Source organism: Microbacterium sp. Root322 (assembly GCF_001425645.1).
GTDB lineage: Bacteria > Actinomycetota > Actinomycetes > Actinomycetales > Microbacteriaceae > Microbacterium > Microbacterium maritypicum.
Window position 1 is genome coordinate 972,982 of record NZ_LMCS01000002.1, and the last position, 25,993, is coordinate 998,974.

The 25,993-nt window shown below is 69.5% G+C and carries 20 protein-coding genes; 9 read left to right on the top strand and 11 right to left on the bottom strand.

Annotated features, from left to right (window positions below; all coding sequences use genetic code 11):
- Nucleotides 1-43 precede the first annotated feature (43 nt).
- On the bottom strand, nucleotides 44-3,514 hold the full coding sequence (locus ASC55_RS09595; protein WP_055874789.1) for a proline dehydrogenase family protein: 3,471 nt from the start codon (nucleotides 3,512-3,514) through the stop codon (nucleotides 44-46).
- A gap of 135 nt (nucleotides 3,515-3,649) precedes the next feature.
- On the opposite strand from ASC55_RS09595, the gene ASC55_RS09600 reads away from it, so the two are divergent.
- Nucleotides 3,650-4,558, top strand: coding sequence for a LysR substrate-binding domain-containing protein (locus tag ASC55_RS09600; RefSeq protein WP_055874792.1), 909 nt, complete (start codon nucleotides 3,650-3,652; stop codon nucleotides 4,556-4,558).
- Nucleotides 4,559-4,662: 104 nt separating this feature from the next.
- On the top strand, nucleotides 4,663-5,250 hold the full coding sequence (locus tag ASC55_RS09605; RefSeq protein WP_055866266.1) for a nitroreductase family protein: 588 nt from the start codon (nucleotides 4,663-4,665) through the stop codon (nucleotides 5,248-5,250).
- 88 nt (nucleotides 5,251-5,338) lie between these two features.
- Here ASC55_RS09605 and ASC55_RS09610 read toward each other — a convergent pair whose 3' ends face one another.
- Entirely contained in the window at nucleotides 5,339-7,546 is a 2,208-nt protein-coding gene (locus tag ASC55_RS09610; protein ID WP_017829611.1) for an ATP-dependent Clp protease ATP-binding subunit, read from the bottom strand.
- Entirely contained in the window at nucleotides 7,524-8,837 is a 1,314-nt protein-coding gene (gene coaBC / locus ASC55_RS09615; protein WP_235563211.1) for a bifunctional phosphopantothenoylcysteine decarboxylase/phosphopantothenate--cysteine ligase CoaBC, read from the bottom strand. Before coaBC ends, ASC55_RS09610 begins: the two co-directional genes overlap by 23 nt.
- 68 nt (nucleotides 8,838-8,905) lie before the next feature.
- Between coaBC and ASC55_RS09620 the strand changes: the two genes are divergently transcribed.
- The gene (locus ASC55_RS09620) at nucleotides 8,906-9,607 is read left to right on the top strand and encodes an NRDE family protein (protein ID WP_055874797.1); all 702 of its coding nucleotides are present in this window, start codon (nucleotides 8,906-8,908) and stop codon (nucleotides 9,605-9,607) included.
- 37 nt (nucleotides 9,608-9,644) lie between these two features.
- Here the strand turns inward: ASC55_RS09620 and ASC55_RS09625 are convergent, their stop codons facing one another.
- A complete protein-coding gene (locus ASC55_RS09625) occupies nucleotides 9,645-10,619 on the bottom strand; it encodes a GlxA family transcriptional regulator (RefSeq protein ID WP_055876080.1) in 975 nt (324 codons plus the stop codon).
- An 86-nt stretch (nucleotides 10,620-10,705) separates the two neighbouring features.
- Between ASC55_RS09625 and ASC55_RS17625 the strand changes: the two genes are divergently transcribed.
- From ASC55_RS17625 to ASC55_RS09635, 3 genes are read left to right on the top strand one after another with little or no spacing between them, the layout of a single operon-like run.
- Nucleotides 10,706-10,867, top strand: a complete 162-nt coding sequence (locus ASC55_RS17625; protein WP_017829615.1) for a hypothetical protein — start codon at nucleotides 10,706-10,708, stop codon at nucleotides 10,865-10,867.
- A gap of 55 nt (nucleotides 10,868-10,922) precedes the next feature.
- The gene (locus ASC55_RS09630; protein ID WP_055874799.1) at nucleotides 10,923-11,555 is read left to right on the top strand and encodes a LysE family translocator; all 633 of its coding nucleotides are present in this window, start codon (nucleotides 10,923-10,925) and stop codon (nucleotides 11,553-11,555) included.
- 58 nt (nucleotides 11,556-11,613) lie between these two features.
- Entirely contained in the window at nucleotides 11,614-12,174 is a 561-nt protein-coding gene (locus ASC55_RS09635) for a hypothetical protein (RefSeq protein ID WP_055874802.1), read from the top strand.
- Between the two features lie 29 nt (nucleotides 12,175-12,203).
- Here ASC55_RS09635 and ASC55_RS09640 read toward each other — a convergent pair whose 3' ends face one another.
- Both ASC55_RS09640 and ASC55_RS09645 read right to left on the bottom strand, forming a co-directional pair.
- A complete protein-coding gene (locus ASC55_RS09640) occupies nucleotides 12,204-13,427 on the bottom strand; it encodes a glycosyltransferase (RefSeq protein WP_055874806.1) in 1,224 nt (407 codons plus the stop codon).
- 6 nt (nucleotides 13,428-13,433) lie between these two features.
- Nucleotides 13,434-14,666, bottom strand: a complete 1,233-nt coding sequence (locus ASC55_RS09645) for a glycosyltransferase (RefSeq protein ID WP_055874809.1) — start codon at nucleotides 14,664-14,666, stop codon at nucleotides 13,434-13,436.
- 125 nt (nucleotides 14,667-14,791) lie between these two features.
- Here ASC55_RS09645 and ASC55_RS09650 point away from each other — a divergent pair, with 125 nt between their 5' ends.
- Complete coding sequence (locus tag ASC55_RS09650) at nucleotides 14,792-15,379, top strand: hypothetical protein (protein WP_055866278.1); 588 nt, start codon at nucleotides 14,792-14,794, stop codon at nucleotides 15,377-15,379.
- Between the two features lie 47 nt (nucleotides 15,380-15,426).
- Nucleotides 15,427-16,770, top strand: a complete 1,344-nt coding sequence (locus ASC55_RS09655) for a DUF2252 domain-containing protein (RefSeq protein ID WP_055874812.1) — start codon at nucleotides 15,427-15,429, stop codon at nucleotides 16,768-16,770.
- 24 nt (nucleotides 16,771-16,794) lie between these two features.
- Here ASC55_RS09655 and ASC55_RS09660 read toward each other — a convergent pair whose 3' ends face one another.
- The 5 genes from ASC55_RS09660 to ASC55_RS09680 all read right to left on the bottom strand — a co-directional run bounded on the left by ASC55_RS09660 (nucleotide 16,795) and on the right by ASC55_RS09680 (nucleotide 24,540).
- A complete protein-coding gene (locus ASC55_RS09660; RefSeq protein ID WP_055874816.1) occupies nucleotides 16,795-19,803 on the bottom strand; it encodes an alpha-mannosidase in 3,009 nt (1,002 codons plus the stop codon).
- Between the two features lie 81 nt (nucleotides 19,804-19,884).
- The gene (locus ASC55_RS09665) at nucleotides 19,885-21,351 is read right to left on the bottom strand and encodes a family 20 glycosylhydrolase (protein ID WP_055874819.1); all 1,467 of its coding nucleotides are present in this window, start codon (nucleotides 21,349-21,351) and stop codon (nucleotides 19,885-19,887) included.
- Nucleotides 21,348-22,265, bottom strand: a complete 918-nt coding sequence (locus ASC55_RS09670) for a carbohydrate ABC transporter permease (protein ID WP_055874823.1) — start codon at nucleotides 22,263-22,265, stop codon at nucleotides 21,348-21,350. The genes ASC55_RS09665 and ASC55_RS09670 overlap by 4 nt, the downstream gene beginning before the upstream one ends.
- Nucleotides 22,262-23,215: a carbohydrate ABC transporter permease gene (locus ASC55_RS09675; RefSeq protein ID WP_055866286.1), complete on the bottom strand. Its 954-nt coding sequence runs from the start codon at nucleotides 23,213-23,215 to the stop codon at nucleotides 22,262-22,264. Before ASC55_RS09675 ends, ASC55_RS09670 begins: the two co-directional genes overlap by 4 nt.
- 35 nt (nucleotides 23,216-23,250) lie before the next feature.
- A complete protein-coding gene (locus ASC55_RS09680) occupies nucleotides 23,251-24,540 on the bottom strand; it encodes an ABC transporter substrate-binding protein (RefSeq protein ID WP_055874825.1) in 1,290 nt (429 codons plus the stop codon).
- Nucleotides 24,541-24,703: 163 nt separating this feature from the next.
- On the opposite strand from ASC55_RS09680, the gene ASC55_RS09685 reads away from it, so the two are divergent.
- Nucleotides 24,704-25,990, top strand: a complete 1,287-nt coding sequence (locus tag ASC55_RS09685; protein WP_055874827.1) for a glycoside hydrolase 5 family protein — start codon at nucleotides 24,704-24,706, stop codon at nucleotides 25,988-25,990.
- Nucleotides 25,991-25,993: the final 3 nt, after the last annotated feature.

A 25,993-nucleotide genomic window follows, 5' to 3' on the forward strand; every position in this document is an offset into this window, starting at 1 on the left:
GGTGGGTTTCGTTGTGGCCGATGGGTCTCGGCTGCCCCGCGGGTCAGATCACGCCGTCGGCGAGGGTCGTCGGGTTGCCGAAACGGTGGTTCGTGATCGACACGGCCTGCTCGTGCAGGAACGGCAGCATCTCGACGCGACCGGCACCGGTCACGGCGTGCGACCAGACCGCCACGTCGGGGCTTCCGTCGAGCGCTTCGTGGAGAGCGGCGGCGTCGCCACCGACCAGACGCACGCGGTGCCAGGAGTTCGCCGCCTTCGCGTAGCGCTTTGTCCATGCCGCATCCGACTCGTGCTTCACGCTCACGCCGTGCGCACGCAGCGCCTTCTCGATGCGCGAGGGCAACGCCTGCGCCGACACCGTGAACGGGCTGCCGCTGCGCAGGGCGGCGGCGAGCACGCGGATGCCGTCGACGAGCGGGGAGTTCTCGGCGATGCGCACGTCGACCGCGACCGGACGGTAGCGGAAGAGGTTGCGCTCGACCCCGAGGCCGGACTTGTCGCTCACCGCGCCGAACTCATCGACCCAGGCGCGCTCGTCGGACGCCGCGGCACGGTGCAGCCATTCGGCCTCTGCCGCGTCGACCTCGGCTCCGGCCGCATCCAGCAGCGCAGCGACCACGGGCACGACGGCCGCACTCGGCGCCGCAGCCGGAAGGTCGGCCGGGGCCCACTCGCCCAGTCCGAAGAGGTAGTTCGGCCCACCGGCCTTCGCACCCGCTCCGACAGCCGAGCGCTTCCAGCCGCCGAACGGCTGACGCTGCACGATCGCCCCGGTGATGCCGCGGTTCACGTACAGGTTGCCGGCCTCGACGCGATCGAGCCAGGTGGCGACCTCCTCGGAGTCGAGCGAGTGGATGCCGGCGGTCAGGCCGTAGTCGACCGCGTTCTGCAGGCGCAGGGCCTCATCCAGGTCCTTCGCGTGCATGATGCCGAGCACCGGGCCGAAGAACTCGGTCAGGTGGAAGTACGAGCCCTCGCGCACGCCGGTCTTGACGCCGGGCGTCCACTGCTTCCCGTCTTCGTCGAGCTTGCGCGGCTCGACCAGCCAGCGCTCGCCCTTCTCGAGCTTCGTGAGCGCCGTGAGCAGCTTGCCGTTCGCGGGCTCGATGATCGGACCCATCTGCGTGGCCGGGTCATCGGGCAGGCCGACGCGCATCGAGGTCACGGCATCCACCAGCTGACGCTCGAACCGCTTCGAGTCGGCGACCGATCCGACGAGGATCGCCAGCGACGCGGCGGAGCACTTCTGCCCCGCGTGGCCGAACGCGCTGCGCGCCACATCGGCGGCCGCGAGGTCGAGGTCGGCGGAGGGGGTGACGATGATCGCGTTCTTGCCACTGGTCTCGGCCAGCAGTGGCAGGTCGGAGCGGAACGAGCGGAACAGCTGTGCCGTCTCGTACGCGCCCGTGAGGATCACGCGGTCCACCGCGGGGCCGGCGACCAGGCGCTTTCCGAGGTCGCGCGAGGCCAGGTCGACGAGGGCCAGCAGGTCGCGCGGCACACCGGCGGCCCACAGCGCCTCGACCATGACGGCGCCGCAGCGCTGGGTGAGCTTGGCCGGCTTGATGATGACGGCGGAGCCGGAGGCCAGCCCCGCGAGCACGCCGCCGGCGGGGATCGCGACCGGGAAGTTCCACGGCGGGGTGACCACGGTCACCTTCGACGGCACGAACTCCGCACCCGAGACGGTCTCGAGATCCTTCGCGCGCTCGGCGTAGTAGTGCGCGAAGTCGATGGCCTCGCTGATCTCGGGGTCGGCCTCGGCGATGGTCTTGCCCGCCTCGTTCGCCATGATCTCGATGAGCTGACCGCGGCGCGCGGCGAGCTCGTCTCCGGCGCGGTGCAAGACGGCGGCGCGGTCGGCGGCCGGAAACGCGGCCCACTTCTCGGCGGCGGCGGTCGCTGCGGCGAAGATGCCGTCGAGCTCGGCATCCGTGTCGACCTTGGCGAGCGCGATGGTGTCGAGACCGAGCGTCGAGCCGACCGAGCGGCTCAGGATCTCACGGCCCCAGGCGCGGTTCGCGGCGATGGCGGGGTCGGTGTCAGCCTGGTTCTCGAAGCCGGTGGTGGTTCCGGAGGGAGCCTCGACGGTACGGTCCTGCACGCGGTGGGGGCCGGGGACGAATCCCGCCTCATCGGTCGCGAGCGCGGCCAGCGAGCGCTCGAAGCGCTCCCGTTCGCGGGTGAGCAGGGTCGGGTTCGAGGCCAGCTCGAACACCGCGGACATGAAGTTCTCGGGGCTGGCGTTCTCCTCGAGGCGGCGCACGAGGTACGCGATCGCGACGTCGAACTCGGCCGGGTTCACCACCGGTGTGTACAGCAGCAGGCGTCCGACATCCTTGCGGACCGCCTCGGCCTGACCCGTCGCCATGCCCAGCAGCATCTCGTACTCGACGAGGGGGTCGGCGCCGGTCGGGTCGGCCACACCGCGCGCCTGCGCGAGCAGCCAGGTGTAGGCGATGTCGAACAGGTTGTGACCCGCGACGCCGATGCGCACGGCGTCGAGCCGCTCGGGCGTCATCGCCCAGTCCAGCACGCGCTTGTAGTTCGTGTCGGAGTCCTGCTTGGTGCCGTAGGTCGCGAGCGGCCAGCCGTGCACCTTCGAGTCGACCTCTTCCATCGCGAGGTTCGCGCCCTTGACCACGCGCACCTTGATCGGGGCTCCGCCCTTCGCACGGCGGGCGGCGGCCCACTCCTGCAGGTGCTGCATGGCGCCGAGGGCGTCGGGGAGGTAGGCCTGCAGCACGATGCCGGCTTCGAGGTCCTCCAGGCCGGGCTGGTCGAGGATGCTCGTGAAGGCCGCGATCGTCAGGTCGAGGTCGCGGTACTCCTCCATGTCGAGGTTGATGAACTTCGCCTTGCCCTGGGCTTCGGCTCGGGCGGCGAGCTCGTAGAGCGGAGTGAGCTTCTCGACGACATCGGCCACCGCCTCGTCGAACGACCACATCGACAGCTGGCTCACGACGCTGGACACCTTGATCGAGACGTAGTCGACGTCGTCGCGGGCGAGGAAGTCGCGGGTGCCCTGCAGACGGTGCCCCGCTTCGCGCTCGCCGAGCACGGCCTCGCCGAGGAGGTTGAGGTTCAGGCGGTTGCCGCTCTTGCGCAGCTTCGCGATCGCGGGGCCGAGCTTGGAGGGCGTGGCATCCAGCACGAGGTGCCCGACCATGGCGCGCAGCACGCGACGCGAGATCGGCACGACGACGCCGGGGATCTTCGGCGCCCAGAAGCCGCCGGTCTTGATCGCGGCCCGCAGGTAGCCGGGCAGCAGCGCCGGGGTGATGTCGCTCAGCTCGGCGAGCTTGCGGCCGGCGACGCGCAGGTCTTCCGGACGCATCACGCCGTCGACGAAGCCGACCGTGAACGCGAGTCCGTTCGGGTCCTTGAGCACTTCGGACAGGCGCTGGGCGGCCGGCTCGACGGGGTGGGTCTCGCTCTCGACGAGCCAGCGCTGCACCAGGGCGGCGACGTCTTCGGTACGGGGAGTGGTGGTGTCGGCGGCGACAGGCATCGGTGGGACCTTCCAAGAGAGCGCACACCGGGATTTCGTGTGCGGGCTGGATCATTGTCCTGCCGCTCGGTAGGCTCCGTCTATCAACCGATTTGCGTGGATTCTGTTCACTCAAGCTGAACGAAGGATGCCGCCGTGCTGGATGTGAATCGACTCCGGATGCTGGTGGAGCTCTCGCGCCGCGGAACGCTGTCGGCCGTCGCCGACGCCCTGTCGTACAGCAAGGCCTCGGTGTCGCAGCAGCTGAGCGCGCTGGAGCGCGATGTGGGCGTGCCGCTGCTGCGCCGGGTGGGGCGCGGAGTGCAGTTCACCCCGCAGGGGAACGTGCTCGTGGCCGAGGCCATCGGCATCCTCGATCAGCTCGAGCACGCCGAGGTCGCCGTCGCCGAATCGCTCACCGAAGTGACCGGCACCGTGCGCATCGCGGTGTTCCAGTCGACGGCGCACTCCCTGCTTCCCCGCGCGCTCGAAGCCCTCAAGGACCGGCACCCCGCGCTGCGGGTCGAAGTCACCGAGTGCGACCCGGAGACCGGACTGGTCGGGGTGTCCAGCCGCGACTTCGACCTGATCCTCGCCGAGCAGTACCCGGGCCGCACACGTCCGATCCACGCCGACCTCGACCGGGTGGTGCTCGCACACGACGCGATCGCGCTCGCCCGACGCCCCGGAACCCCCGCGCACGCCGACGCCTTCGCTGCACTGTGGTCGACGCGGGAGGAGCCCTGGGTGCTCGAGCCCGCCGGCACCGCCTCGCGCGCCTGGGCCGAGCAGCTGTGCCGCACAGCGGGGTTCGAACCCGACGTGCGGTTCGAGATCGCCGACCTCACCGCGCACGTGCGGCTGATCCACGCCGGGCTCGCGGTCGGGCTGCTGCCGGAACTCGTGTGGGCGGGCGACACTCCGACCGTCGATCTGGCGCCGCTCCCCCACGAGCCCCGCCGCGAGATCTTCTCCTCTGCGCGGCGGGTGTCGGCCGACGCCCCCTCCATCCACGCGGTGCGCAGCGCGCTGGCCGACGCGGCATCCCACAACCTGCCCGTCTGAGCAGACGCAGAGGCACCCAGCGGGAATATGCATGCACATGCATCTGTTCACCCCCGTGTACCCGGACGAAGGAGTCCGATCCACTCCTTTCGAAAGGCAATTCTGTGAGCACTCCCGTCATCGACCGCACCGCACCGACCGAGCACCCCGTCCTCGACGTTCTCGCCGGTCGCTGGAGCCCCCGCGCCTTCGATGCGCAGAACTCGATCGACGAGGCCAAGCTCGCCACCGCCCTCGAGGCCGCCCGCTGGAGCCCTTCGGCCAACAACTCGCAGCCCTGGCGCTTCATCGTCGCCCGCCGTGGCACGGCACTGCACGCGCAGGTCGTCGACGCCCTGATGGGCTTCAACCAGGCATGGGCGGGCAACGCCGCCGTGCTCGTGGTCGCGATCGCCGAGACGGCCGACGCCTCCGGCACCCCGATCACCCACGCCCTCTACGACCTCGGCCAGGCCGTTGCGCACTTCTCGGTGCAGGCCCACCACGACGGACTGGTGGTTCACCAGATGAGCGGCTTCGACCCGGAGGTCGTCCGCGAGTTCGCCGACCTCGAAGAGCGCTTCGTGCCCTTCACCGTCTTCGCCGTCGGCGAGTTCGGCGACATCGAAGCCCTTCCTGAGGTGCTGCAGGAGCGCGAGGTCGCCCCGCGCGTGCGTCGCCCCATCGCCGAGACGGTCATCCTCAGCGCCTGAGCGCAGACCGCACGAACAAGAGCGCCGCCCCGGTTTCATCCGGGGCGGCGCTCTTGTGCACGGGGGTGATGCTCAGTCTTCGAGCAGCTCAGTCCTCGAGCAGCTCGGCCTCGATCACGTCGTCGTCGGCCGCGGGTTCGGGCGTCGTCGAGGTGAGCACGAGGCCCATCCCATCGGCGGCCACATCCACCCGCACCGTGTCGCCGTCATGCACGCCGCCCGAGAGCAGCGCGGTGGCCAGCTTGTTCTGCACCTCGCTCTGGATGAGGCGGCGCAGCGGTCGGGCGCCGAACATCGGGTCGTACCCGCGCTCGGCGAGCCACGACCGGGCGTCCGGGGTGACTGCGAGCGTGAGCCGGCGATCCTTCAGACGCTTGTGCAGCTGATCGATCGACAGCTCGACGATCTGGGCGAGGTCGTCTTCGCTCAGAGCCGAGAACATCACGATGTCGTCGAGACGGTTCAGGAACTCCGGACGGAACGCCTGTCGCACGAGAGCCATGACCTGGTCGCGCTTCTCATCGGGTGCGAGCACCGGGTCGATGAGGATCGGCGATCCCAGGTTCGATGTCAGGATCAGGATCACGTTCGAGAAGTCGACCGTGCGGCCCTGCCCGTCGGTCAGTCGACCGTCGTCGAGCACCTGCAGCAGCACGTCGAACACCTCGGGGTGCGCCTTCTCGACCTCGTCGAGCAGGATCACGCTGTACGGACGACGCCGCACGGCCTCGGTCAGCTGACCGCCCTGCTCGTAGCCGACGTACCCGGGAGGGGCACCGACGAGCCGCGAGACCGAGTGCTTCTCGCCGTACTCCGACATGTCGATGCGCACCATGGCGTGCTCGTCGTCGAAGAGGAACTCGGCCAGGGCCTTGGCCAGCTCGGTCTTTCCCACACCGGTCGGTCCGAGGAACAGGAACGAACCGGTCGGGCGACCGGGGTCGCTGATGCCCGCGCGCGAGCGTCGAACCGCGTCCGACACCGCCTTGACGGCATCCTTCTGACCGATCAGGCGCTTGCCGAGCTCGTTCTCCAGGTGCAGCAGCTTCTCGCTCTCGCCCTGCAGCAGACGCCCGACGGGGATGCCGGTCCACGCCGCGATCACGGCGGCGATGTCCTCATCGGTCACCTGCTCGTTGACCATGCGGGGTTCGGCGGGGGTTGCCGCCTCGGCTTGCTCGGCCTCGGCGATGTCGCGCTCCAGCCGCTTGATGGTCTCGTACTCCAGCTTCGAGGCCTTCGTGTAGTCGGCGTTGCGCATCGCGAGATCGCGCTGGGTGATCGCGTCGTCGAGCTGCTTCTTCAGCTCACCGACCCTGTTGAGCCCCTGACGCTCGCGCGCCCAGCGGGCCTCGAGCTCGGCGAGCTGCCGCTCCATGCCCACGAGCTGCTCACGCAGAGTGCTCAGGCGCTCCTTGGAGGCGGCGTCCTTCTCCCGCTTCAGCGCGAGTTCTTCGAGCTTCATCCGGTCGACCTGGCGCTTGAGCTGGTCGATCTCGACCGGCGACGAGTCGATCTCCATCTTGAGCCGCGACATCGACTCGTCGATCAGGTCGATCGCCTTGTCTGGAAGCTGGCGCGCAGGAAGGTACCGGCTCGACAGTGCGGCCGCGGCCACCAGGGCGCTGTCGGAGATCGTGACGCCGTGATGCGCCTCGTACCGCCCCTTGAGGCCGCGGAGGATCGCGATCGTGTCCTCGACCGTCGGCTCGCCGACGTACACCTGCTGGAAGCGGCGCTCGAGAGCGGCGTCCTTCTCGATGAATTCGCGATACTCGTTGAGCGTGGTCGCACCGATCAGGCGCAGCTCGCCACGGGCCAGCATGGGCTTGAGCATGTTCGACGCAGCCACGGAGCCCTCGCCGCCGCCCGCACCCATGAGCACGTGCAGCTCGTCGATGAACGTGATGACCTGACCGTCGGACTCGGTGATCTCTTTGAGCACCTGCTTCAGCCGCTCTTCGAACTGCCCGCGGTACATGGCGCCGGCCACGAGTGCGGAGATGTCGAGCGTGACCAGCTCCTTGTCCTTGAGGGACTCGGCGACGTCGCCCGCGACGATGCGCTGGGCGAGTCCTTCGACGACGGCGGTCTTGCCGACGCCCGGCTCACCGATCAGCACGGGGTTGTTCTTCGTGCGGCGGGTGAGCACCTGGCTGACGCGACGGATCTCGCTGTCGCGTCCGATCACGGGGTCGAGCTTGCCCTCGCGGGCACGGTCGGTGAGGTTGATGCCGAACTGCTCGAGGGCGGACTGCTGCTCTTGATTCTGGTTACCGGTCTGCGGGGTGGTCATGCGCTCCTCCTGGAGATGCTCCTTCTGGTCGTCTCCCGCCTGCCGGATCGGAAGACGGGATCAAAGTTGAGTGTTGTTGACTCAAGTTTAGCACGCGCTGCTCTGCGATGACATCCCAGATCGCGACGGCGACCGCCCGCTTGGACCCCGAAGCCGCACCCGCCTCGACGCCCCCTGGCCCGAGGATGTGCACCGCGTTCTCGACGGACTCGAAGCCGCGCTCCCACCCGACCTCGTTCACCACGAGGACGTCGACGCCCTTGCGCTGCTGCTTGCCGCGTGCACGGGCGAGCATCTCGGCCTGATCCTCAGGAGTCTCCGCGGCGAAGCCGACGACGAGCTGCCCCGGGCGCCGCGCCGCGGCCAGAGACGCCACGATGTCCTCGTTCTCGATCAGTTCGATGGCCGGCACCCCGCCGCCCTCTTTCGTGAGCTTGCGCTCCGACACCTGCACCGGTCGGTAGTCGGCGACCGCCGCCGCCATCACGACGACGTCGGCGACCTCGGACTCACGCGTCATCGCCTCGGCGAGGTCAGCGGCAGCGCCGACGGGCACGATGCGGATCGACGGATGCCGCGCCTCGGCGAGCACGTCGCCGGAGATATGGGCCGACACCAGGGTGACCTCGGCCCCACGGGCAGCGGCCTCGGCGGCGAGCGCCACCCCCTGCCTTCCGCTGGAGCGATTACCGAGGAAGCGCACCGGATCGATCGGTTCACGCGTGCCGCCGACCGAGACCACGACGCGCACCCCGGCGAGGTCGCCAGGAATCAGCAGGGCCTGCGCGGCGGCGAAGATCTCCTCCGGCTCCGACATCCTGCCGGGACCGCTGTCGCCGCCGGCGAGCTCGCCGTCGGCGGGTCCAACCAGATGTACCCCGCGCTCTCGCAGGGTGGCGATGTTCGCCTGCGTCGCCCGGTTCCGCCACATCTCCGCGTGCATCGCCGGGGCGAGCAGCACCGGGGCCTCGGTGGCGAGCACCGTCGTTCCCAGGAGGTCGTCGGCGAGGCCCGCGGTGATCTTCGCGATCGAGTTCGCGGTCGCCGGGGCGACGATCACGAGTTCGGCGGCCTGGCCGAGGGCGACGTGCCGCACCTTCGCCACGTCGTCGTGCACGCTCGTGGTCACCGGGTGCCGGCTGATCGCCTCCCACGTGGGCAGACCCACGAAGCGCAGCGCATCCTCGGTGGGCACCACGGTCACGTCGTGCCCGCCCTTCGTGAGCAGGCGCACGAGGTGCACCGTCTTGTACGCGGCGATGCCGCCTGTGACTCCGACGACGATGTTCACGTCTCGATTCTGCCCCAGCATCCGCCGTCGTGGGCCGACGCCGGCATCCTCGACCTAGACTTGGCACCGTGTGCACGGTCGTGATCGATGTCGAGAATGCCGGTTCCGCACGACTTCTCGCGGTCCGGGACGAAGACCCGCTGCGGGCGTGGGACTCGCTCGGAGCCTGGTGGCCCGAGGAGCACCCCGGCGTGATCGGGATCCGCGACCGTCGGGCCGGTGGGGCCTGGCTCGCCGTGAACCCCGCCGAACGTCGCCTCGCCGTACTGCTGAACCGCGCGGATGTGGAGGGCCTCCCCGAGACGCACGTCGTCTCGCGCGGAGCCCTCGCGCTGGAGTCGGTCAGCGGCCGCTCCCCCGTCGCACCGCTGTCGATGCATGGCTTCAATCTGCTCGAAGTGCGGCCGGAGGGCGCCAGGGTGCTGTCGTGGGACGGCGTCGACCTGCGTGAGACGCCCATCGATCCGGGCACGCACATGATCGCTCACGACGACCTCGACGATGTGACGACCCCGAGGATCGAGGCCTGGCTGCCGGAGTTCCGCGCCCTCGGGCCGACCGCTGACAGCGCGGACTGGACGGCCGAGTGGACCGCGCTGCTCGCATCCTCGACCGCCCTGGCCCCGGAGGACGACCGGGCGATCATCCGCGACAACCGTCCGCACGGCTACCCGACGCAGTCACTGCTCTACTGCGTCGCCACGGTCACCGGCGACGGTGTCGAGGTGCGCGACGTCACCCTCCCGACCCCGGCGCACTGGACCGAGTAGCCGGCGCGACCGGCTACTCGTCAGGCCCGACCCGGACTCAGGCTGCGGGCACCGCCGACTCCTCGGCGCAGGAGAACCGCGCGCGGTAGGCCGTCGGTGTGAGGCCGAGCACCCTGGCGAAGTTCTGCCGGAGCACGGCCGCCGAGCCGAATCCGCACTCGTCGGCGATGTGCTCGAGCGGGAGGTCGGTGCGCTCCAGCATCCGCTGCGCGTGGATGATGCGCTGACGCGCGAGCCAGGCCGCGGGCGTGGCACCGTACTCGGCCTTGAAGCGGCGGGCGAAGGTGCGCGGCGACATCAACGCCCTGGCCGCAAGCTGGTCGACGCCGAGGTCGTCGCGGAGGTTCGCGACCGCCCAGTCGGCGACGGCGGCGAGCGAGTCGGTCGGTACCACCGGGATCGGACGGTCGATGAACTGCGCCTGGCCACCGTCGCGCTGGGGCGGCACGACCATCCGGCGGGCGATGCGGTTGGTGAGCTCGGCGCCCACCTCCTGCCGGAGCAGGTGCAGGCAGGCGTCGATCCCTGCGGCCGTTCCCGCGCTCGTGATGATCTTGCCGTCCTGCACGAACAGCACGTCGGGGTCGATGTCGATCTCCGGGTACATGTCGGCCATGACGTGCGCGTACATCCAGTGCGTGGTGGCGCGCCGACCGTCGAGCACTCCTGCCGCGGCGAGGATGAACGAGCCGCTGCAGACGCTCATCACCCAGGCGCCGCGGTCGACCGCGTGCCTGGCGACGTCGAGCAGGAGCGGATCGATGTCGCCCCACCGCTCGCGAGGAAGGGGACAGAACACCACGAGGTCGGCTTCGTACGCGAAGGCCAGGTCGTGCTCGACGTTGACCGAGAAGCCGATCTTCGAGGTCACGACCCCGGCACGGGGAGCGACGATGCGGAAGTCGAAATTCGGCACGCCGTCATCGGCGCGGTCCAGGCCGAACGCCTCGCAGGCGACGCCGAACTCGAAGGGTGCGAATCCGTCTTGGATGACGCAGGCGACCGTCTTCATGCTCACACTCCCGTTGGCGGTTTTCTGACGTTGATAGTCAATCCTGCCACTCGTGGCGGTTCGACATCGAACGTAGCGTTTCTGCCATGGTACTCCTCATCGCACTCCTCATCCTCGCCGCGTGGGCCACCGTCGCCACCGTCATCGAGCTGCGCCGCGACGGCTACCGACGCACCCCCACCGATTGGACGCGCGTCGCCGGCCGCGACATCGACCAGCAGGCCGAATCGGGCCACGTCTACCGCTGATCACCGCGGCACAGCACCCGGACGCTCCGGGTGCTGTGCGGTGTATCGTCGGCTCATGATCCCGCTCGACAACCTCGTCGCGTTCGCCGTCGCCTCCGTCGTGATCATCGCGATCCCCGGACCGAGCGTGCTGTTCGTGATCGGTCGGTCCCTCTCGCTCGGTCGCCGCGCAGGTGTGCTCAGCGTCGTGGGCAACGCCCTCGGCACCGTGCCCGCCGTGCTCGCCGTGGCCTTCGGAGTCGGTGCGATCGTCGCCTCGTCGGTGGTCGCGTTCACGGCGATCAAGATCATCGGCGCCGGGTACCTCGTGTGGCTCGGGGTGCAGGCGATCCGCCACCGCCATGCCCACACGACGGACGCGGACCGCACACCGGCCTCGACGGGAAGGCTGTTGCGCCAGGGGTTCATCGTCGGGATCACCAACCCCAAGACCATCGCCTTCTTCGTCGCGGTGCTCCCGCAGTTCGTCTCCCCGTCGACCGGCCCGGTGTGGGCCCAGCTGCTGCTGCTCGGACTCCTCTTCCAAGCGCTCGCGCTCGTCTGCGACAGCGTGTGGGCCCTCGCCGCCGGAACCGCGCGCACCTGGTTCGCCCGCTCGCCCCGCCGCATGTCCACGCTGTCCGGCACCGGCGGCGTGATGATGATCGGGCTCGGGGGCACGCTCGCCCTCAGCGGCGCCAAGAGCTGAGACCGCACCGGCGCTCGTCGCCGTGCACGACACAGCACCCGGGGCTACGCTCGTCGTCATGAGCGAGCCTCAGCAGCCTCCCGTTCCGCCCGCCGTGCATCTGCCCGCCGCGCCGCAGTACCCGGCGGTCCCGCACCCCACCGCTCCGCCATATTCGACCGCCGCGCAGCACCCCGCCCCAGCTGCCGGAGCCCCGGCTCCTCCCACGGCACACCCGACCGCGTACCCGACGCCCGCGCCCGGTTCCCCGGCCTCCCCGCCCGCGAGCCCGCTGTTCCCCGGTCACCTCGCGTACCGGCCTCAGGCCCGTGAGGGCAACCCGCTCGGCGTCACGGCCTTCGTGATCGCGGTGGCCACTCTCGCCGTCAACCTGTTCAGTGCCGTCGCCCGGCCGCTGGTCTACAGCGGCGACGGAGGGTTCGAGTTCATGCTCGCCCTCGACAACGGCATCGGCATCCTCAGCTTCTTCACCTACGTCGTGGCGCTGGTGCTGGCACTGGTGGCGGTGCGCCGTTCCTCCGCGCGACTGCTCGCCGGGATCGCCATCGGGGTGGCCGGAGCCGGTGCCATCGGGCTCGCATTCACCGGTCTCACGATCGCCCTGTACCAGTACTACTGAGCCGGCGCCCGCTCCGGGAAGCCGCCGGGTCAGCCGCCGGCGAGCACCCGCTCGTAGACCTCGACCATCGCCGCCGTGCGCGATGACTGCCGGAACGCCTCGGCGACCCCCGGAAGGGGCGTCGGAGCCGTGCCGTCGGCGATGTCGGATGCGGCCCGCCGCAGGGTCTCGGCGAGCGCGGCGGTCCGCCGGTCTTCACCGGCCGCATCAGGAACAGCCCAGAGCCCGCCCCCCAGCTCGGCGGCGATGTCGGGGTCGCAGATCACCGACGGCGTCCCCAGCGTGGCGGCTTCGAACGGGGTCATCCCCTGGGTCTCGAAGCCGATCGACGTCTGCACCAGCGCGTCGGCGGCGGCGATCCGCGCCAGGGTCTGCGGGTAGGTGAGCCGTCCGGCGAAGTGCACGCCGTCGCGTCCGCGGACGATCTTCTCGGCGGCCGCACGCTGGGCCCCGCCACCGATGATCTCCAGGTCGGCGTCGACCCCCGAGGCGACGAACGCCTCGAGGAACGGCAGCAGCCGCTTCTCGGGGCTCATCCGACCGAGCCAGACGAACCGTGGACGCCCGGGGGCACGCTCGGCGGGGCCCTGTGCCAGCGTCTGCGCGCGCAGGTCGTCGTCGATGCCGTTCCAGATCACGTCGACGTGAGGGAAGACGTCGTGCTGCTCGAGGCGTCGGGCGAAGTGCGTCGACGGCGCCGTGACGGCGGAGGCCCCGGCGGCCAGGCCGCGCAGGAACGCCCACCCGTCGCTGCCGCGCACCCGGTCGCGACCGCTGCTCGTGGCGACGCCGCGCATCGCGATGCCGCGCCACATGTTCAATGCGGCGAGCACCGGACGGTGCAGCGGAGTGACGGCCGCGATGCCGACATCGACCCGGTTGTGCATCGTGTGCACGACGGGGATGCCGTGACGCTGCGCGTAGCGGTGCCCGATGAACGCGCCCCAGAAGTCGGCCTGGACATGCACCAGTTCCACGGGCGGCCGGCGGGTCATGGCCTTGTCGAGGAAACGGTCGGTCGCGCGACCCGGCCAGCTCATCGAGTACTCGCGGTCGCTCGTGATCGGCATCGAGGGCAGATCGACGTACGCCCCGCCGTGCGAGCCGGACGAGGAGCGCGACCCGTGCATCTTCGGAGCGACGACCGTGACGGTGTGTCCGGCGCGCTCGAGGAACTCGCGCTGGAGTCGCATCGACACCTGCGCTCCGCCGAGGGAGTCGAGGTGCTGATCGCCGAAGAAGACGATGTGCATGGCGGGCTACTCCGGCAGCGGCTCGTCGCGGTACAGCGCCTCGAACGTGTCGAGGGTGCGGTTGATGTCGTGGATCGCGACGCCGTCGAGCGAGGCACGCTGCATCCGCTCGTACTCCGCAGGCTCCGCGGTGAGCACGTCGGCCAGACGTGCGGCGAGCTCATCGACGTTCCCGGGCTCGAACAGGTACCCGTTCTCGCCGTCGTGCACGAGGTGCGGGAGGGCGACGGCATCCGCGGCGACGATCGGCAGGGCCGAGGCCATCGCCTCCATGGTCGCGATCGACTGCAGCTCGGCGATCGAGGCGATCACGAACAGGCTCGCTCGCGAGAGCAGCGCGCGAAGCTCCTCATCGCTCGTGCGGCCATGGAAGGTGACGCGATCGGCCAGGCCGAGCTGCGCCGTCAGATGCTCCAGCTGCTTGCGCTGATCGCCGCCGCCGACGATGTCGAACGTCGTGGCGAGTGCCGGGTCGAGCTTCGTCATCGCCTTGAGGATGACCTCGACCTGCTTCTCGGCGGTGAGCCTGCCGACGAAGATGATCCTGTTCTTCTCGCGCGGGGCGATCACCGGCGTGTACTGCGTGCGGTCGATGCCGCAGCTGACCGGGATGACGCCCTCCACCTCGACGGTCTTCTCGAGGAAGTCGGCGGCGCGGCGCGTGGGCGTGGTGATGGCGCGGGTCATGTCGAACGTGCGCTTCGCATCCGCCCAGGCGAACTTGAGCACCAGGTCGTCGATGAACTTCGGCATCGTCGTGTGGTCGAGGATGTTCTCGGCCATCACGTGGTTGGTCGCGATGACCGGGATGCCGCGTTCGTTCGCGATGTACGCGAGCCCGCGACCGATCACGATGTGCGACTGGATGTGCACGACATCCGGCTGCACCTGGTCGAGAACCTTGCGTGCATAGTGCTTCGAGCGCCACGGCCACACGAACCGCAGCCAGTCGTGCGGAGCCCAGCGCAGCGACGGCAGCCGGTGCAGGGTCATCGGCTCGCCCTCGATCACCTCGGTGTGCGGCTGCGTACGCCGATACGCCTGGTTGGGTGCCACGACGTGCACGTCGTGGCCGCGCTGCACCAGGCCGGCGGCGAGACGCTCGGCGAAGCGGGCGGCGCCGTTGATGTCGGGCGAGAAGGTGTCGCAGCCGATCACGATCTTCAACGGTCGGGGCGAGGATTCGGCGGCGGGGCCGCTCGACGGATCGATCGGATCGTCGGAGGAGGTCACAGACATGCTGCCTTACGATGTGGCGGCCAAGGAAGAGCCCTGGTCGGGCGCTGGCCACTCTACCCGAGGGGCCTGATCGCACGGCCGAGGCGTACCGGGCATCGCCCAGGCGCAGCCGATACCGTGGAGCCATGCGACTGACTGCCGAGGCCGATCCCCAGCTGTGGATTCCCGTGACGGACTCGCTCGGCTGGAAGGGGCGCCGCCACCGCAAGGCAGCGATCCGGATGCTGCTCGGCCAGGTGAACGCGGCCGTCGGTGCGACCGAGCGGCCGGGCTCGAAGTTCGGCGCGTGGGCGATGAGCCAGGCGGCGCCGATGCTCATGAAGCGCGCGGACGGCCGCGTGCTGGTGTGGACGTGGAAGGCGGAGCCCGAACTGATCGTGGCGATGGCGACCGCGCAGGTGCTCACCCCGGACGTGCGCATCGCACGCGCATCCATGCCGATGGACTACGACGACACCGAGTCGTTCCCCACCCGGCTCGGGGTGGGCGAGAAACTGCTGGTCCCGATGCCGCCCTCGCCGGCGTCACCGCCCTTCGCGACCTACACCTGGGACACGGGAACGCACCTGGTCACCCTGACGGCGGTGTGCAGCGACAAGGAACGCTTCGGCACGCTGATCGGTGCACTCGACGACCTGGCGCGCAGCCTCCGCATCGCCGACGACCTCGCGGGTGGGGAATCGCCCGACGTGCTGCGACTCGATCCCGCCTGAGCGTGCAGACCCGGGCTCCGTGCCCGCGGTCCTGCCACAATGTCCTCATGCTCCCCGCCTGGACACGCCCGCTGTCGCATCGCGAACTCCTCGAACGCGGCGAGGAGGCCCGAAAGCGCGCGCCACGACGCGCCCTCGCCGAACTCGCGAGCGGCACGCGCGATCCCCTCGGCATCCTGGCCGCACAGAACAGCTCCCGCATCCCCGAGCTGCTCCCCCTGCGAGCCGAACGCATGTCGACGAGTCCCTTCGCGTTCTATCGCGGTACCGCGGCCCTGATGGCCGCCGACCTCGCGGATGCGCCGCACAGCGGCATCCTCGTCGCCTCCTGCGGCGACGCCCACGTGTCGAACTTCGGGTTCTACGCCTCGGCCGAACGACGACTGATGTTCGACCTCAACGACTTCGATGAAGCCGCATGGGCGCCGTGGGAGTGGGATGTGAAGAGGCTCGTCGCGAGCATCGTCGTCGGAGGCAGGGCGAGCGGCCGCTCCGATGAGGTCATCGACACCGCCGTCCTCACCGCCGTCTCCGGCTACGCCCGCGGCATCGCACGCGCGACCGAGCTGAGCCCGACCGCCCGCTACTTCACGCACTTCGACGTCGCCTCGTCACGGACCATGCTCGACAAGGCCTCGCAGAAGGCGATCCGCCGGGCGGTGAAGCAGGCGGAGCGACGCACCGGCGAGCGTGCGGTGCGCCGGCTCACGGTGGAGGATGCCGACGGCCGCCGTCGCTTCGTGCCCGACGAACCGACCACCACCGCGGTCGGCCCCGCACTCCTCGACGCCGTGCACGATCTGCTGTCGCAGTATCGCCGCACCACGAGCCCCGACGTCGCCCTGCTGTTCGACCACTTCACCGTGAGCGACGTCGCACGCCGCGTGGTCGGCGTCGGCAGCGTGGGCACGCGCTGCTACCTGGTGCTCTTCCAGGATGGAGAGGGGGCCACGATCCTGATGCAGCCGAAGCAGGCGTCGCAGAGCGTGCTGGTGGAGTACGGCCGCATCCCCCAGCCGACCGCGCTGCAGGAGGTGATCGACGCCGACGGCGAAGGAGCGCGCGTCGTCGCGATGCAGCGCATCCTGCAGGCCCTCTCCGACCCGTTCCTCGGGCACATGCGCAACACGAACGCCGACTTCTACGTGCGGCAGTTCCACGACATGAAGGGCAGCATCGACGTCGAAGACCTCGACGACGGGCCGTTCATCACGTACGGGCAGGCGTGCGCCGCGACCATCGCCCGCGCCCACAGCCAGTCGCTGACAGCCACCGAGGTCGCCGGCTACATCGGCAACGGGCGGGTGCTCGGGCAGGCGCTGCTCGAGTGGGCCCGCGCCTACGCCGCGGTGTCGCTCGCCGACTACGAGGCCTTCCGCGCGTCCCTCTGACGACTCCCGACCAGGACGCCCCTCTCAGCGCACGATGCGCAGCGTCCGCACCTCGAACGGACGCAGCTTCAACTCTCCACCGGTCCGGGCGTCGTCGATGTCGTCTTCGATCAGGCTCACCTCGCGCACCTCGCGGTGGTCGAACCCGACCGAGAGCTCGCCGATCGCACGGCGCCCGAGCGCCTCGTACACGCGAACGATCACGTCGCCCGAGCCGTCGTCGGCGAGCTTGACCGCCGACACCACGAGCCCCTCGCCCTGCGCCGACACCAGCGGCTCCACCTCGCGCGCACCGTGCAGGACGGACGGGAGGGAGTTGATCCGGATGCCCTCGGCCGTCGCGATCGCCGCATCCGCACCGATCACGAAGCCGACCTCGATCGCGTGACGGCCGTGATCCGTGTCGGGGTCGGGGAAGCGTGGAGCGCGCAGCAGCGAGAGCCGCACGGTCGTCGCGACCGCGTCGTCCGACACCTCACGCGAGGTGTCGTAGCCGTAGATCGAGTCGTTCACGAGCGCGACGCCGAAGTCCTGCTCGCGCACCAGCACGAAGCGGTGCATCGAGGTCTCGAACTTCGCGGCCTCCCAGCTCGTGTTCGTGTGCGTGACGCGCGACTGGTAGCCGAACTGGGTCTCGGCGTCGGTGTGCGCGGCCTGGATGTCGAGCGGGAAGGCGAGCTTGAGCAGCTTCTCGGTCTCGTGCCAGTCGATCTCGTTGCGCAGCAGCACGGTACGCGACTCCGGCTGGAGGATGATCGTCTGCTCGATGGTCGACTCCGAGAACGGACGCACGACCACGATCCGGGCGGAGCCGCCGACCATCGAAGCCTCGATCGACGAGACGGCCGTGAGGTCGTCGACGCTGCCCAGGTAGTACCGGTCGATGTCCCACGCATCCCACATGTTCGGGAAGTCCTGGTGCAGCTGGAACAGGTTCGCGGCCTTGCCCGGCGCGACGGCGTCACGTCCGGTGGCCTTGTCGACGGCCGAGACGATCAGACCTTCGCCCGACACCAGCACCGAGACGAGTTCGTTCTCCAGGCGCCAGCCGCCGTCTTCCTCGGTGAGCGAGACCGCAGCGGCGGTCGACTCGGAGACGAACGCCGCGCCGAGCGCGCGACCGCTCCCCACCGACGTCGGCTCGAACCGCAGCTCGCGATCACCCTCGCCGGCGAGCGAACGGCGGGCGGCAACCGCGATGTCGCGAGCATCCGACAGCACATCCGACAGCACCGCGACAGCTTCACGATGCACCCACGCGATCGAGGTGCCGGGAAGGATGTCGTGGAACTCGTGCAGCAGCACGGCCTGCCACAGCCGGTCGAACTCGGCCTGCGGATACGCGGCTCCGGTGCGCACGGCATCGGTCGCCGCCCACAGCTCGGCCTCGATCAGCGCGTGCTCCGCCCACCGGTGCAGCGCCTTGGTAGCGTGCTGGCTGGTGAGCGTTCCGCGGTGCAGCTCGAGGTACAGCTCGCCGACCCACACCGCCGGGTTCGGCAGCTCGGCCTTGGCGGCGTCGAAGAAGTCGTCCGGGTGCTCCCACACGACCTGCGCGCTGCCCTCAAGGTCGCGCAGGCGCTCGGCCTTGCCCGTCATCTCGCGGGTCGTTCCACCGCCGCCGTCACCCCAGCCGACCGGGGCGATCGACCGCGAGCTGAGGCGGTTCTCCTTGAACTGGCGCGCGGCCTTCGCGACCTCCATGCCGCTGAGCTGCGAGTTGTAGGTGTCCATCGAGGGGAAGTGCGTGAACACCTGCGAACCGTCGATGCCCTCCCACAGGAAGGAGTGGTGCGGGAAGACGTTCTGCTGGTTCCAGGAGATCTTCTGCGTGAAGAACCACTCGAACCCGGCGCGGCGCATCAGCTGCGGCAGGGCCGGCGAGTACCCGAAGCTGTCCGGCAGCCAGACGCCCTTCGAGCGGATGCCGAATTCGCGCTCGAAGAACCGCTGTCCGTGCGAGAACTGCCGCACGAGCGACTCCCCCGTCGGCATCACGGTGTCGGACTCGACCCACATGCCGCCGAGCGGCAGGAAGCGCCCCGCGGCGACCGCGGCCTTGACGCGCTCCCACACCTCGGGGCGGTGCTCCTTGATCCACGCGTACTGCTGCGCGCTCGACATGCCGTACTGGAACTGCGGATGCTCGTCGATGAGCGTCGTCATCGACGACGTGGTGCGCGCGACCTTGCGGATCGTCTCCCGCACCGGCCACAGCCACGCCGAGTCGATGTGCGCGTGTCCGACGGCCGAGATGCGGTGCGCACTCGCCTCGGCGGGCGCGGCGAGCACGTCGGCGAGGCGGGCGCGGGCGGCGGGCGCGGTCGCCACGATGCGCTGCAGGTCGAGCACATCGAGCGCGTCGTCCATGGCCTGCAGGATGCGCATGCGCCGTGGCGAGGTCGCCGGCAGCTCGGCCTGCAGCTCGAACAGTACCTCCAGGTCGAGGGAGAGGTCGAAGACCTCCTCCTCGAACACCGCCAGATCCATCCGGCGCGTGCGGTAGAGCGGCTCCTTCGAGGAGGTGAGGATGTCGCCCTCCTGCGTCGGCAGGAAGGGGTGGTAGTCCAGCAGCACCGGGTTGGATGCCGCTTCGAGGTACAGCTCGACGGGCTCTTCGCCCGCGGCGGCCTCGGCGATCGGCACCCACTGGTTGCGCGGATTGATGCTCTTCACGGGGACCGGGTCGGAATCCGCGGCACCCCGGCGATAGGCCAGCGCCTCGCACTGGAAGCCGGTCATGTTCACGTCGAAGCCGAGATCGATGAGGGCCTCGACACGACGCCCCGCCCACTCGGCGGGCACACGGCCGGTGAGCTTGAACCAGGTGGTGCCCCAGGCCGGCCCCCAAGGAGCGCCGACCGCACCGGGCTCGAAGTCGAGCGCGAGTCCCTCGGCAGGAGCGATGGGCTCCCCTGGCAGCTCGCGGATCTCGACGCCCAGCGGCACGGAAGCGGAGTGGATCGCGGGGCGGATGCGCTCCTCGAGCACGCGCTTGACGCGGCCGACGGTGAGCGAGGTGTCGTCATGCATGGGTGGGTCTCCGGGCTCGACGGTGGGTGGGGGACGGGGTTCTGAACAGGGATGACTCGGATCGGTGCAGACGGCTCGACGCTACCGGGCGCACGGCGCCGGGGCGGTCGCGACACCGATCGCCGCGTCGATCTCGCAGAACTGATCGTGCGAGAGTGCGCTGATGCCGTTCCATGCGCGCTCGGCCATCGCCCGCAGCGGCCTGCGGACGCCGTCGGCGACCTCTTCGGGGGTCTGCGCCGAAGCATCGTCGGACCAGACGGAGAACGAGGCCCCGAGGAGCCGAGCGGGGTAGGGCATCGGGATCTCCTGCCGGGTGCCGTCCGGGAGCGCGGGGAACAGACCCGGGTGCCACTCGGACTCCCAGATGCGCGCGCTCGTCGGATACGTGTAGCCCGCCTTCTCTCCGAGGACGTAGTACAACAGCGCGTCGTGGAAGTTCACGAGGGGGTTCCCCGCGTCGACGGCGGCGGCGAGCGGCCGCATGTCGACGTGCCAGTTCGTCCACCAGGTCAGCACGAGCTCCGGATCGAGGGCGACGGTGTCGCTGCGGAGCATCCCGTCATTCCAGACGCGCGCGGCGAGGCCGCGTGCACGGAGGTGCGCCGACAGGGCGTTCACGAACGCGGTCAGCAGGTCGAAGCCGGTGGCGCGGGGCCCGTGCTTCTCCCTGGCGGCGGCGGCCAGCGCGGGATACTCCTCGATGCGCGCGAAGTCGACGAATTCGTCGCCGCCGAGGTGCCAGCGCGTGCTGCGCGGGAACAGCGCGGCGACGTCGTCGATCAGCGCCGCAGCGAAGTCGATCGCCGCGGCGCTGGTGATGTCCAGCGCATGATCGGTCGGCAGGCCGCCGGCGTCCGGCAGCCGGAGATACGGATGCGCGGCGAGGGCGTGGCGGAGGTGGCCCGGCATGTCGAGGGAGGGCACGAGGTCGATGTGCAGGTCGGCGGCGGTGTCGGCCACGACCAGGGCCTCGGCACGGGTGACATGAGCGCTCGAGACGATCTCGGGGAAGGCCTCCGAGCCGATCCGGAAGCCCTCGTTCTCGGACACGTGCCATTGGAAGGTCGTGACGCCGACGTCGGCGAGCGCGTGCAGCAGGTCGACGATCCACGGCGCGGGGAAGTGCTTGCGGGCGGCGTCGAGGTGGAACCCGCGCTCCGTGACCACGGGCGCGGAGCAGACCCGGCCGTGCGGCACGAGGCCCTGCGCCCGCAGGTTGTGCAGCAGCTGACGTGTCGCCCGGAACGCCCCGGCCGCGGTGCCTGCGGACACCGCGATGTCCTCGCCGACCGTGATCTCGAACGATTCGTCGGCCCTGTCGTCTCGCCGCACACGCACGACAGAGCCTTCGCCGTCCGGGATGCCAAGGGCTGCGAGCTCCCGGGTCAACCGCTCCGCCTCCCGAGCGAGCATCGGGTCATCGGCCGTGACCCTGACCGTGGAGGGTCTCCATGCGCCGCTCGACAGCTCCGCCGTCGTCGGCTGCGGGATCGCGAGCCAGGGATGCGGGCTGTCGGCGCGGCCGGTGTCGTGCAGTGCAGTCACCCCTTGACGCTTCCCTCTTCGACGCCCTTGAAGAACTGCCGCTGCAGTACCGCGAACAGCAGGATGATCGGCACCAGCGCGATCATCGTCCCCGCCGCGATCACGCGCGGATTCGCGGCGAAGTTCGAGCTCAGATACTGCATGCCGACGGTCAGCGTGTAGTTCGCGGGATCCGACAGCACGACCAGAGGCCAGAGGAAGTCGTCCCAGGCGCCGATGAAGGCGAACAGCGCGACGACCGAGACCATGCCGCGGACGTTCGGCCACACGATGTGGCGCAGACGCTGCATCGTGTTGGCGCCGTCGATGGTCGCCGCATCCAGGGTGTCAGGGGGGATCATGCGGCAGGCGGCCATCATCAGCAGCACGTTGATCGCCGCGATGGCTCCGGGGAGGAACACGCCCCACAGGGTGTTCGCGAGGCCGAGCGACTTGACCGTGAGGTACTGGCTCGTCAGCGTGACCTCGCCGGGCAGGAGCAGCGTCGAGAAGAAGATCGCGAGCACGATCCACTTGCCGCGGAACTTCATGGTGCCCAGCGCATAGCCGCCGATCGTGGCGAAGACCACGTTGGTGAGCACGGTGCCGACGCCCACGAGGAGCGAGTGCCACGCGTAGTCGAGCACCGGGATCGTGCGGAACACCTCGGCGTAGTTGTCGAGGGTCGGCGCGTTCGGGATCAGCGACGGCGGAAAGTCGTAGATGTTCTCGGCGGCGCCCTTGAACGAGGTCGACATCTGCCACAGGAACGGGAAGACCATGATGGCGAGCACGCCGATGAGCAGCGCGTACTTGCCGATCAGACCGCCGAGCGACGGCTTCATGATGTCGGCGGAACCGCGCGTGCGGTAGGGCCGATCGCGCCGCTCCTTCGGGGTGCTCTCCTGAGTGACCATCGCTCGCGTCGTCGTCATCGCCTGGCCTCCTCTGCCGCCGCGAGTCTGGCGAGCTTCGCGTCCTTGGCCGCGCGCCGTCCGGCGAGGGCTTCCTTGATCGTGTCGCTGTTGTTCGCGACGCCCACGATCGCCAGGGGCACCAGGGTGAGCAGGAACAGCACGAGCGAGATGGCCGATGCGTAGCCGACCTGACCGTTGAGACCCTTGCCCATCGATTGGATGAGCATGACCATGCTCATCGCTTGTCCGCCGGGGCCGCCGGAGCCGCCCGAGAGCACGTACAGCTCGGTGAACACCCGCATCGCTCCCACGCACACCAGCACCGAGACGAGCATCATCGGACCGCGCACACCCGGAACGGTGACGGACCAGAAGCGGCGCCAGCGTCCGGCTCCGTCCATCGCCGCGGCCTCATGCAGCTCACGTCCAACGTTTCCGAGCGCGGCGAGGTACACGACCATGTAGTACCCGAGCCCCTTCCAGACCGTGAGTCCGATGGCGCAGCCGATCAGGAGCCACCGATCGGAGAGGAACTCGACGGGCCGATCGATCAGCCCGAAGAAGCTCAGCGCCGAGTTGATCGTGCCGCTTCCGGAGAACAGGAACTCCCACACGATCGCCACCACGACCGCCGATGCGATCACGGGGAAGTAGAACGTGGTGCGGAAGAAGCCGATCGCCGGGATTTTGCTGTGCACGAGGAGCGCGAGCAGCAGCGGGAGGAACGTCAGCAGCGGCACGCAGACCACGACGTAGACGAGCGACGTCGTCAGCGCATAGCCGAACCGGTCGTCGCCGAGCATCTTCTCGAAGTTGTCGAGTCCCACGAACTGCGCGGGACGAAGGGGGCGGGCATCCGTGAACGCGAGGGCGATCGTGTTCAGGAACGGCCAGAGGGCGAACACGAACACCCAGATCACACCGGGGAGCACGAGCAGGTACGGCGTGTACCAGCGCTGTCGTCTCATGAGGCATCCACCCCCTTCATCTCCGCGTCATCGGCTCAGCCGACGACGTTCTGCTCCGCGTACTCGACCGCCTTGTCCAGGGCCTCCTGCGCCGTGATGTCGCCCTTGACCGCGAGAGCGATCTGCTGCTTGGCGTAGGTCTCCATGGCCTCGGTGAACTGCGGGGCGCCGAGCATCCGCGCGTCGTTCATCTGCGAGGCGGCGAGGTCGTTGGCCGTGGCCTGCATCTCGTTCTGGGCGGTCTCGGCGAACACCGACGGGTCCTCGTTCGCGGCCTTGGTGCCGGGGAAGAACCCGGTGGCGAGCTTCACGAACTCGATCTGGTTGTCGGTGTTCGTGAGGAACTCGGCGAAGGCCACAGCGGTGGCGGCGTTGTCGGAGTTCGCCGAGACGCTGATGCCCTGCACGAACAGCGGCGGGTTGCCGAAGCCGTTGGTCACGTCGACGTCGGGGAGCAGGGTCGGGGCGTTGACCGCGATGTCCTTGTCGATGTAGTTCGGGCCTGCGGTCGCCCAGGCCACCGTGCCCTTGTTGAAGTTGTTGATGTTGGCGTTCGCGGTGCCGGCGTTCTGCAGCGCCTCCGGCGAGATCGCGCCGGCCTTGTAGAGCTGCGCATAGCGCTCGACGATCGCGACGGCCTCGGGAGTGTTGAAGACGAACTTCCCGTCCTTGTACACATCCTGCGTGCCTCCGCCGTCGGACACCATGATCTGGAGCGATTTAGGGCTCGGCACGTCGGAGATGGTCTGGATGCCGGCGGCGGCGAGCTGCTCGGCCGCATCCATCGTCTCCTCGAACGTCTGCGGAGTCGCGGTGACGCCTCCCTGCGCGAGCAGCGCCGTGTTCCAGTAGTTGAGCTCGGTGCCGAGGTACCACGGGAAGCCGAACGACCCGTCGATGCCGTCGTAGGTGTAGGCCTCGACACCGCCGTCGACGTAGTCGCCGATGACCTTCGAGGCGCTGCCCAGGTCGAGCAGCTGGTCCGCCGAGGCCAACGAGTAGGCATACTCGGGCGGGAGGTTGATGACGTCGGGCAGCTCGCCGGACTCGGCCTGCTGCAGGATCTTGTCCTCATACCCGTCGGCGGGCTGGTCGATCCACTTCACCGTGGTGCCGGGGTTCTCCTTCTCGAAGGCATCGATGACGCCCTCGAAGTACGGGGTGAACTTGTCGTTCTTGAGCGACCAGGTCTGGAAGGAGATCTCTCCCCCCACCTCCCCGTCCGCGGCCGATCCGCCGGAGGTCGGGGCTCCGCCCGTGCAGGCCGTGAGCGCGAATGCTGTGGCCACCGCGATGCCTGCGGCGACACTGGTGCGGATCTTCATGGACATTCTCCTTCGAAGTGATCCAGGCTGCGGCGTCTCGTTCGAGTCGCTGTGACAACCCCTACTAAAACGATATAGTGACCATAGCATGCCATAACGGCGCGCTCGGGGTCCAGCCCCGCCGCACGCCGCTCCCCCACCGTCGGTCCCGGAAAGGACAGCGATGACCACCTCCGCCGCCCCGCTGCGCTTCGGCGCCAACTACACCCCGCGCTCCCAGTGGATGCACGCGTGGATGTCGCTGGATCTCGACGAGGTGCGCCGCGACTTCGCCGCCCTCGCCGACCTGGGCCTCGACCACCTGCGCATCTTCCCCCTGTGGACCGTTCTGCAGCCGAACCGCACGCTGATCCGCGACGAGGCCGTCGACGACGTGCGGGCCGTGGTCGATGTCGCTGCCGAGTTCGGGCTGGATGCGAGCGTCGACGTGATCCAGGGGCACCTGTCGAGCTTCGACTTCATCCCGTCGTGGCTGTTCACGTGGCATGACAAGAACATGTTCACGCACCCGGATGCACTCAGCGGCCAAGCCGAACTCGTCACCCGCCTCGGCGAGAGACTCGGAGGCGCCTCCAACTTCCTGGGCTTCACGCTCGGCAACGAGACCAACCAGTTCTCGGCGCAGACGCATCCCTCCCCGTGGCCGGTCACCGAGGCGGAGGCCGCGAACTGGATCACGACGCTCCTGGACGCCGCGCACGCCGCGGCCCCCGCGCAGCAGCACGTGCACAGCGAATACGACGCCGCCTGGTACATGGACGGACACGGCTTCACCCCCGCACTGGCCTCGCGTCTGGGCGACATCACGACCGTGCACTCGTGGATCTTCAACGGCACCGCACAGAGGTACGGCGGGCGGTCGGTGGCGTCCGACCGCCACGCCGAGTACATGATCGAGCTCGCCCGCGGATTCGCCACCGACCCCGCGAAGCCCATCTGGCTGCAGGAGGTCGGCGCCCCGTCGAACTGCCTGACGCCCGCGCAGACCCCCGACTTCCTCGAGGCGACCCTGCGCTCGGTCGCCCGCACCGAGAACCTCTGGGGCGTGACCTGGTGGTGCTCGCACGACGTGAGCCGCAGTCTCGCCGACTTCCCCGAGCTCGAGTACACGCTCGGGCTCGTGGATCAGAACGGCGAGGCCAAGCCGATCGGCCGCCGTTTCGCCGAGCTCATCCCCGAACTGCGCGAGCGCAGACCCGCCCCCGCCCGCCCCGTCGGCATCGTCGTGGAGGCCGATGAGAACGACACGCCCGTCAGCCGCGGCGCGATGAGCCCCGGCGGCACGATCTTCCAGGCCTGGGTCGACGCCTGCGAAGCGGGCGCGGACCCCGCCATCGTCACGTCGAGCGACGCTGCCCGGCCCGAGGTGCTCGCCGCGCGCGGGATCACCGAACTGATCAGACCTGTCGTCGAGCGCACCGAGTATGCCTCACGGAACACCGTCGTCTGAGCT

What these genes read in the sequence shown, in the direction of transcription:
- ASC55_RS09595 (WP_055874789.1), bottom strand. Translation starts at nt 3,514, where the DNA reads ATGCCTGTCGCCGCCGACACCACCACTCCCCGTACCGAAGACGTCGCC.
- ASC55_RS09610 (WP_017829611.1), bottom strand. Translation starts at nt 7,546, where the DNA reads ATGACCACCCCGCAGACCGGTAACCAGAATCAAGAGCAGCAGTCCGCC.
- ASC55_RS09625 (WP_055876080.1), bottom strand. Translation starts at nt 10,619, where the DNA reads ATGAAGACGGTCGCCTGCGTCATCCAAGACGGATTCGCACCCTTCGAG.
- ASC55_RS17625 (WP_017829615.1), top strand. Translation starts at nt 10,706, where the DNA reads ATGGTACTCCTCATCGCACTCCTCATCCTCGCCGCGTGGGCCACCGTC.
- ASC55_RS09630 (WP_055874799.1), top strand. Translation starts at nt 10,923, where the DNA reads ATGATCCCGCTCGACAACCTCGTCGCGTTCGCCGTCGCCTCCGTCGTG.
- ASC55_RS09635 (WP_055874802.1), top strand. Translation starts at nt 11,614, where the DNA reads ATGAGCGAGCCTCAGCAGCCTCCCGTTCCGCCCGCCGTGCATCTGCCC.
- ASC55_RS09640 (WP_055874806.1), bottom strand. Translation starts at nt 13,427, where the DNA reads ATGCACATCGTCTTCTTCGGCGATCAGCACCTCGACTCCCTCGGCGGA.
- ASC55_RS09645 (WP_055874809.1), bottom strand. Translation starts at nt 14,666, where the DNA reads ATGTCTGTGACCTCCTCCGACGATCCGATCGATCCGTCGAGCGGCCCC.
- ASC55_RS09650 (WP_055866278.1), top strand. Translation starts at nt 14,792, where the DNA reads ATGCGACTGACTGCCGAGGCCGATCCCCAGCTGTGGATTCCCGTGACG.
- ASC55_RS09655 (WP_055874812.1), top strand. Translation starts at nt 15,427, where the DNA reads ATGCTCCCCGCCTGGACACGCCCGCTGTCGCATCGCGAACTCCTCGAA.
- ASC55_RS09660 (WP_055874816.1), bottom strand. Translation starts at nt 19,803, where the DNA reads ATGCATGACGACACCTCGCTCACCGTCGGCCGCGTCAAGCGCGTGCTC.
- ASC55_RS09670 (WP_055874823.1), bottom strand. Translation starts at nt 22,265, where the DNA reads ATGACGACGACGCGAGCGATGGTCACTCAGGAGAGCACCCCGAAGGAG.
- ASC55_RS09675 (WP_055866286.1), bottom strand. Translation starts at nt 23,215, where the DNA reads ATGAGACGACAGCGCTGGTACACGCCGTACCTGCTCGTGCTCCCCGGT.
- ASC55_RS09680 (WP_055874825.1), bottom strand. Translation starts at nt 24,540, where the DNA reads ATGAAGATCCGCACCAGTGTCGCCGCAGGCATCGCGGTGGCCACAGCA.
- ASC55_RS09685 (WP_055874827.1), top strand. Translation starts at nt 24,704, where the DNA reads ATGACCACCTCCGCCGCCCCGCTGCGCTTCGGCGCCAACTACACCCCG.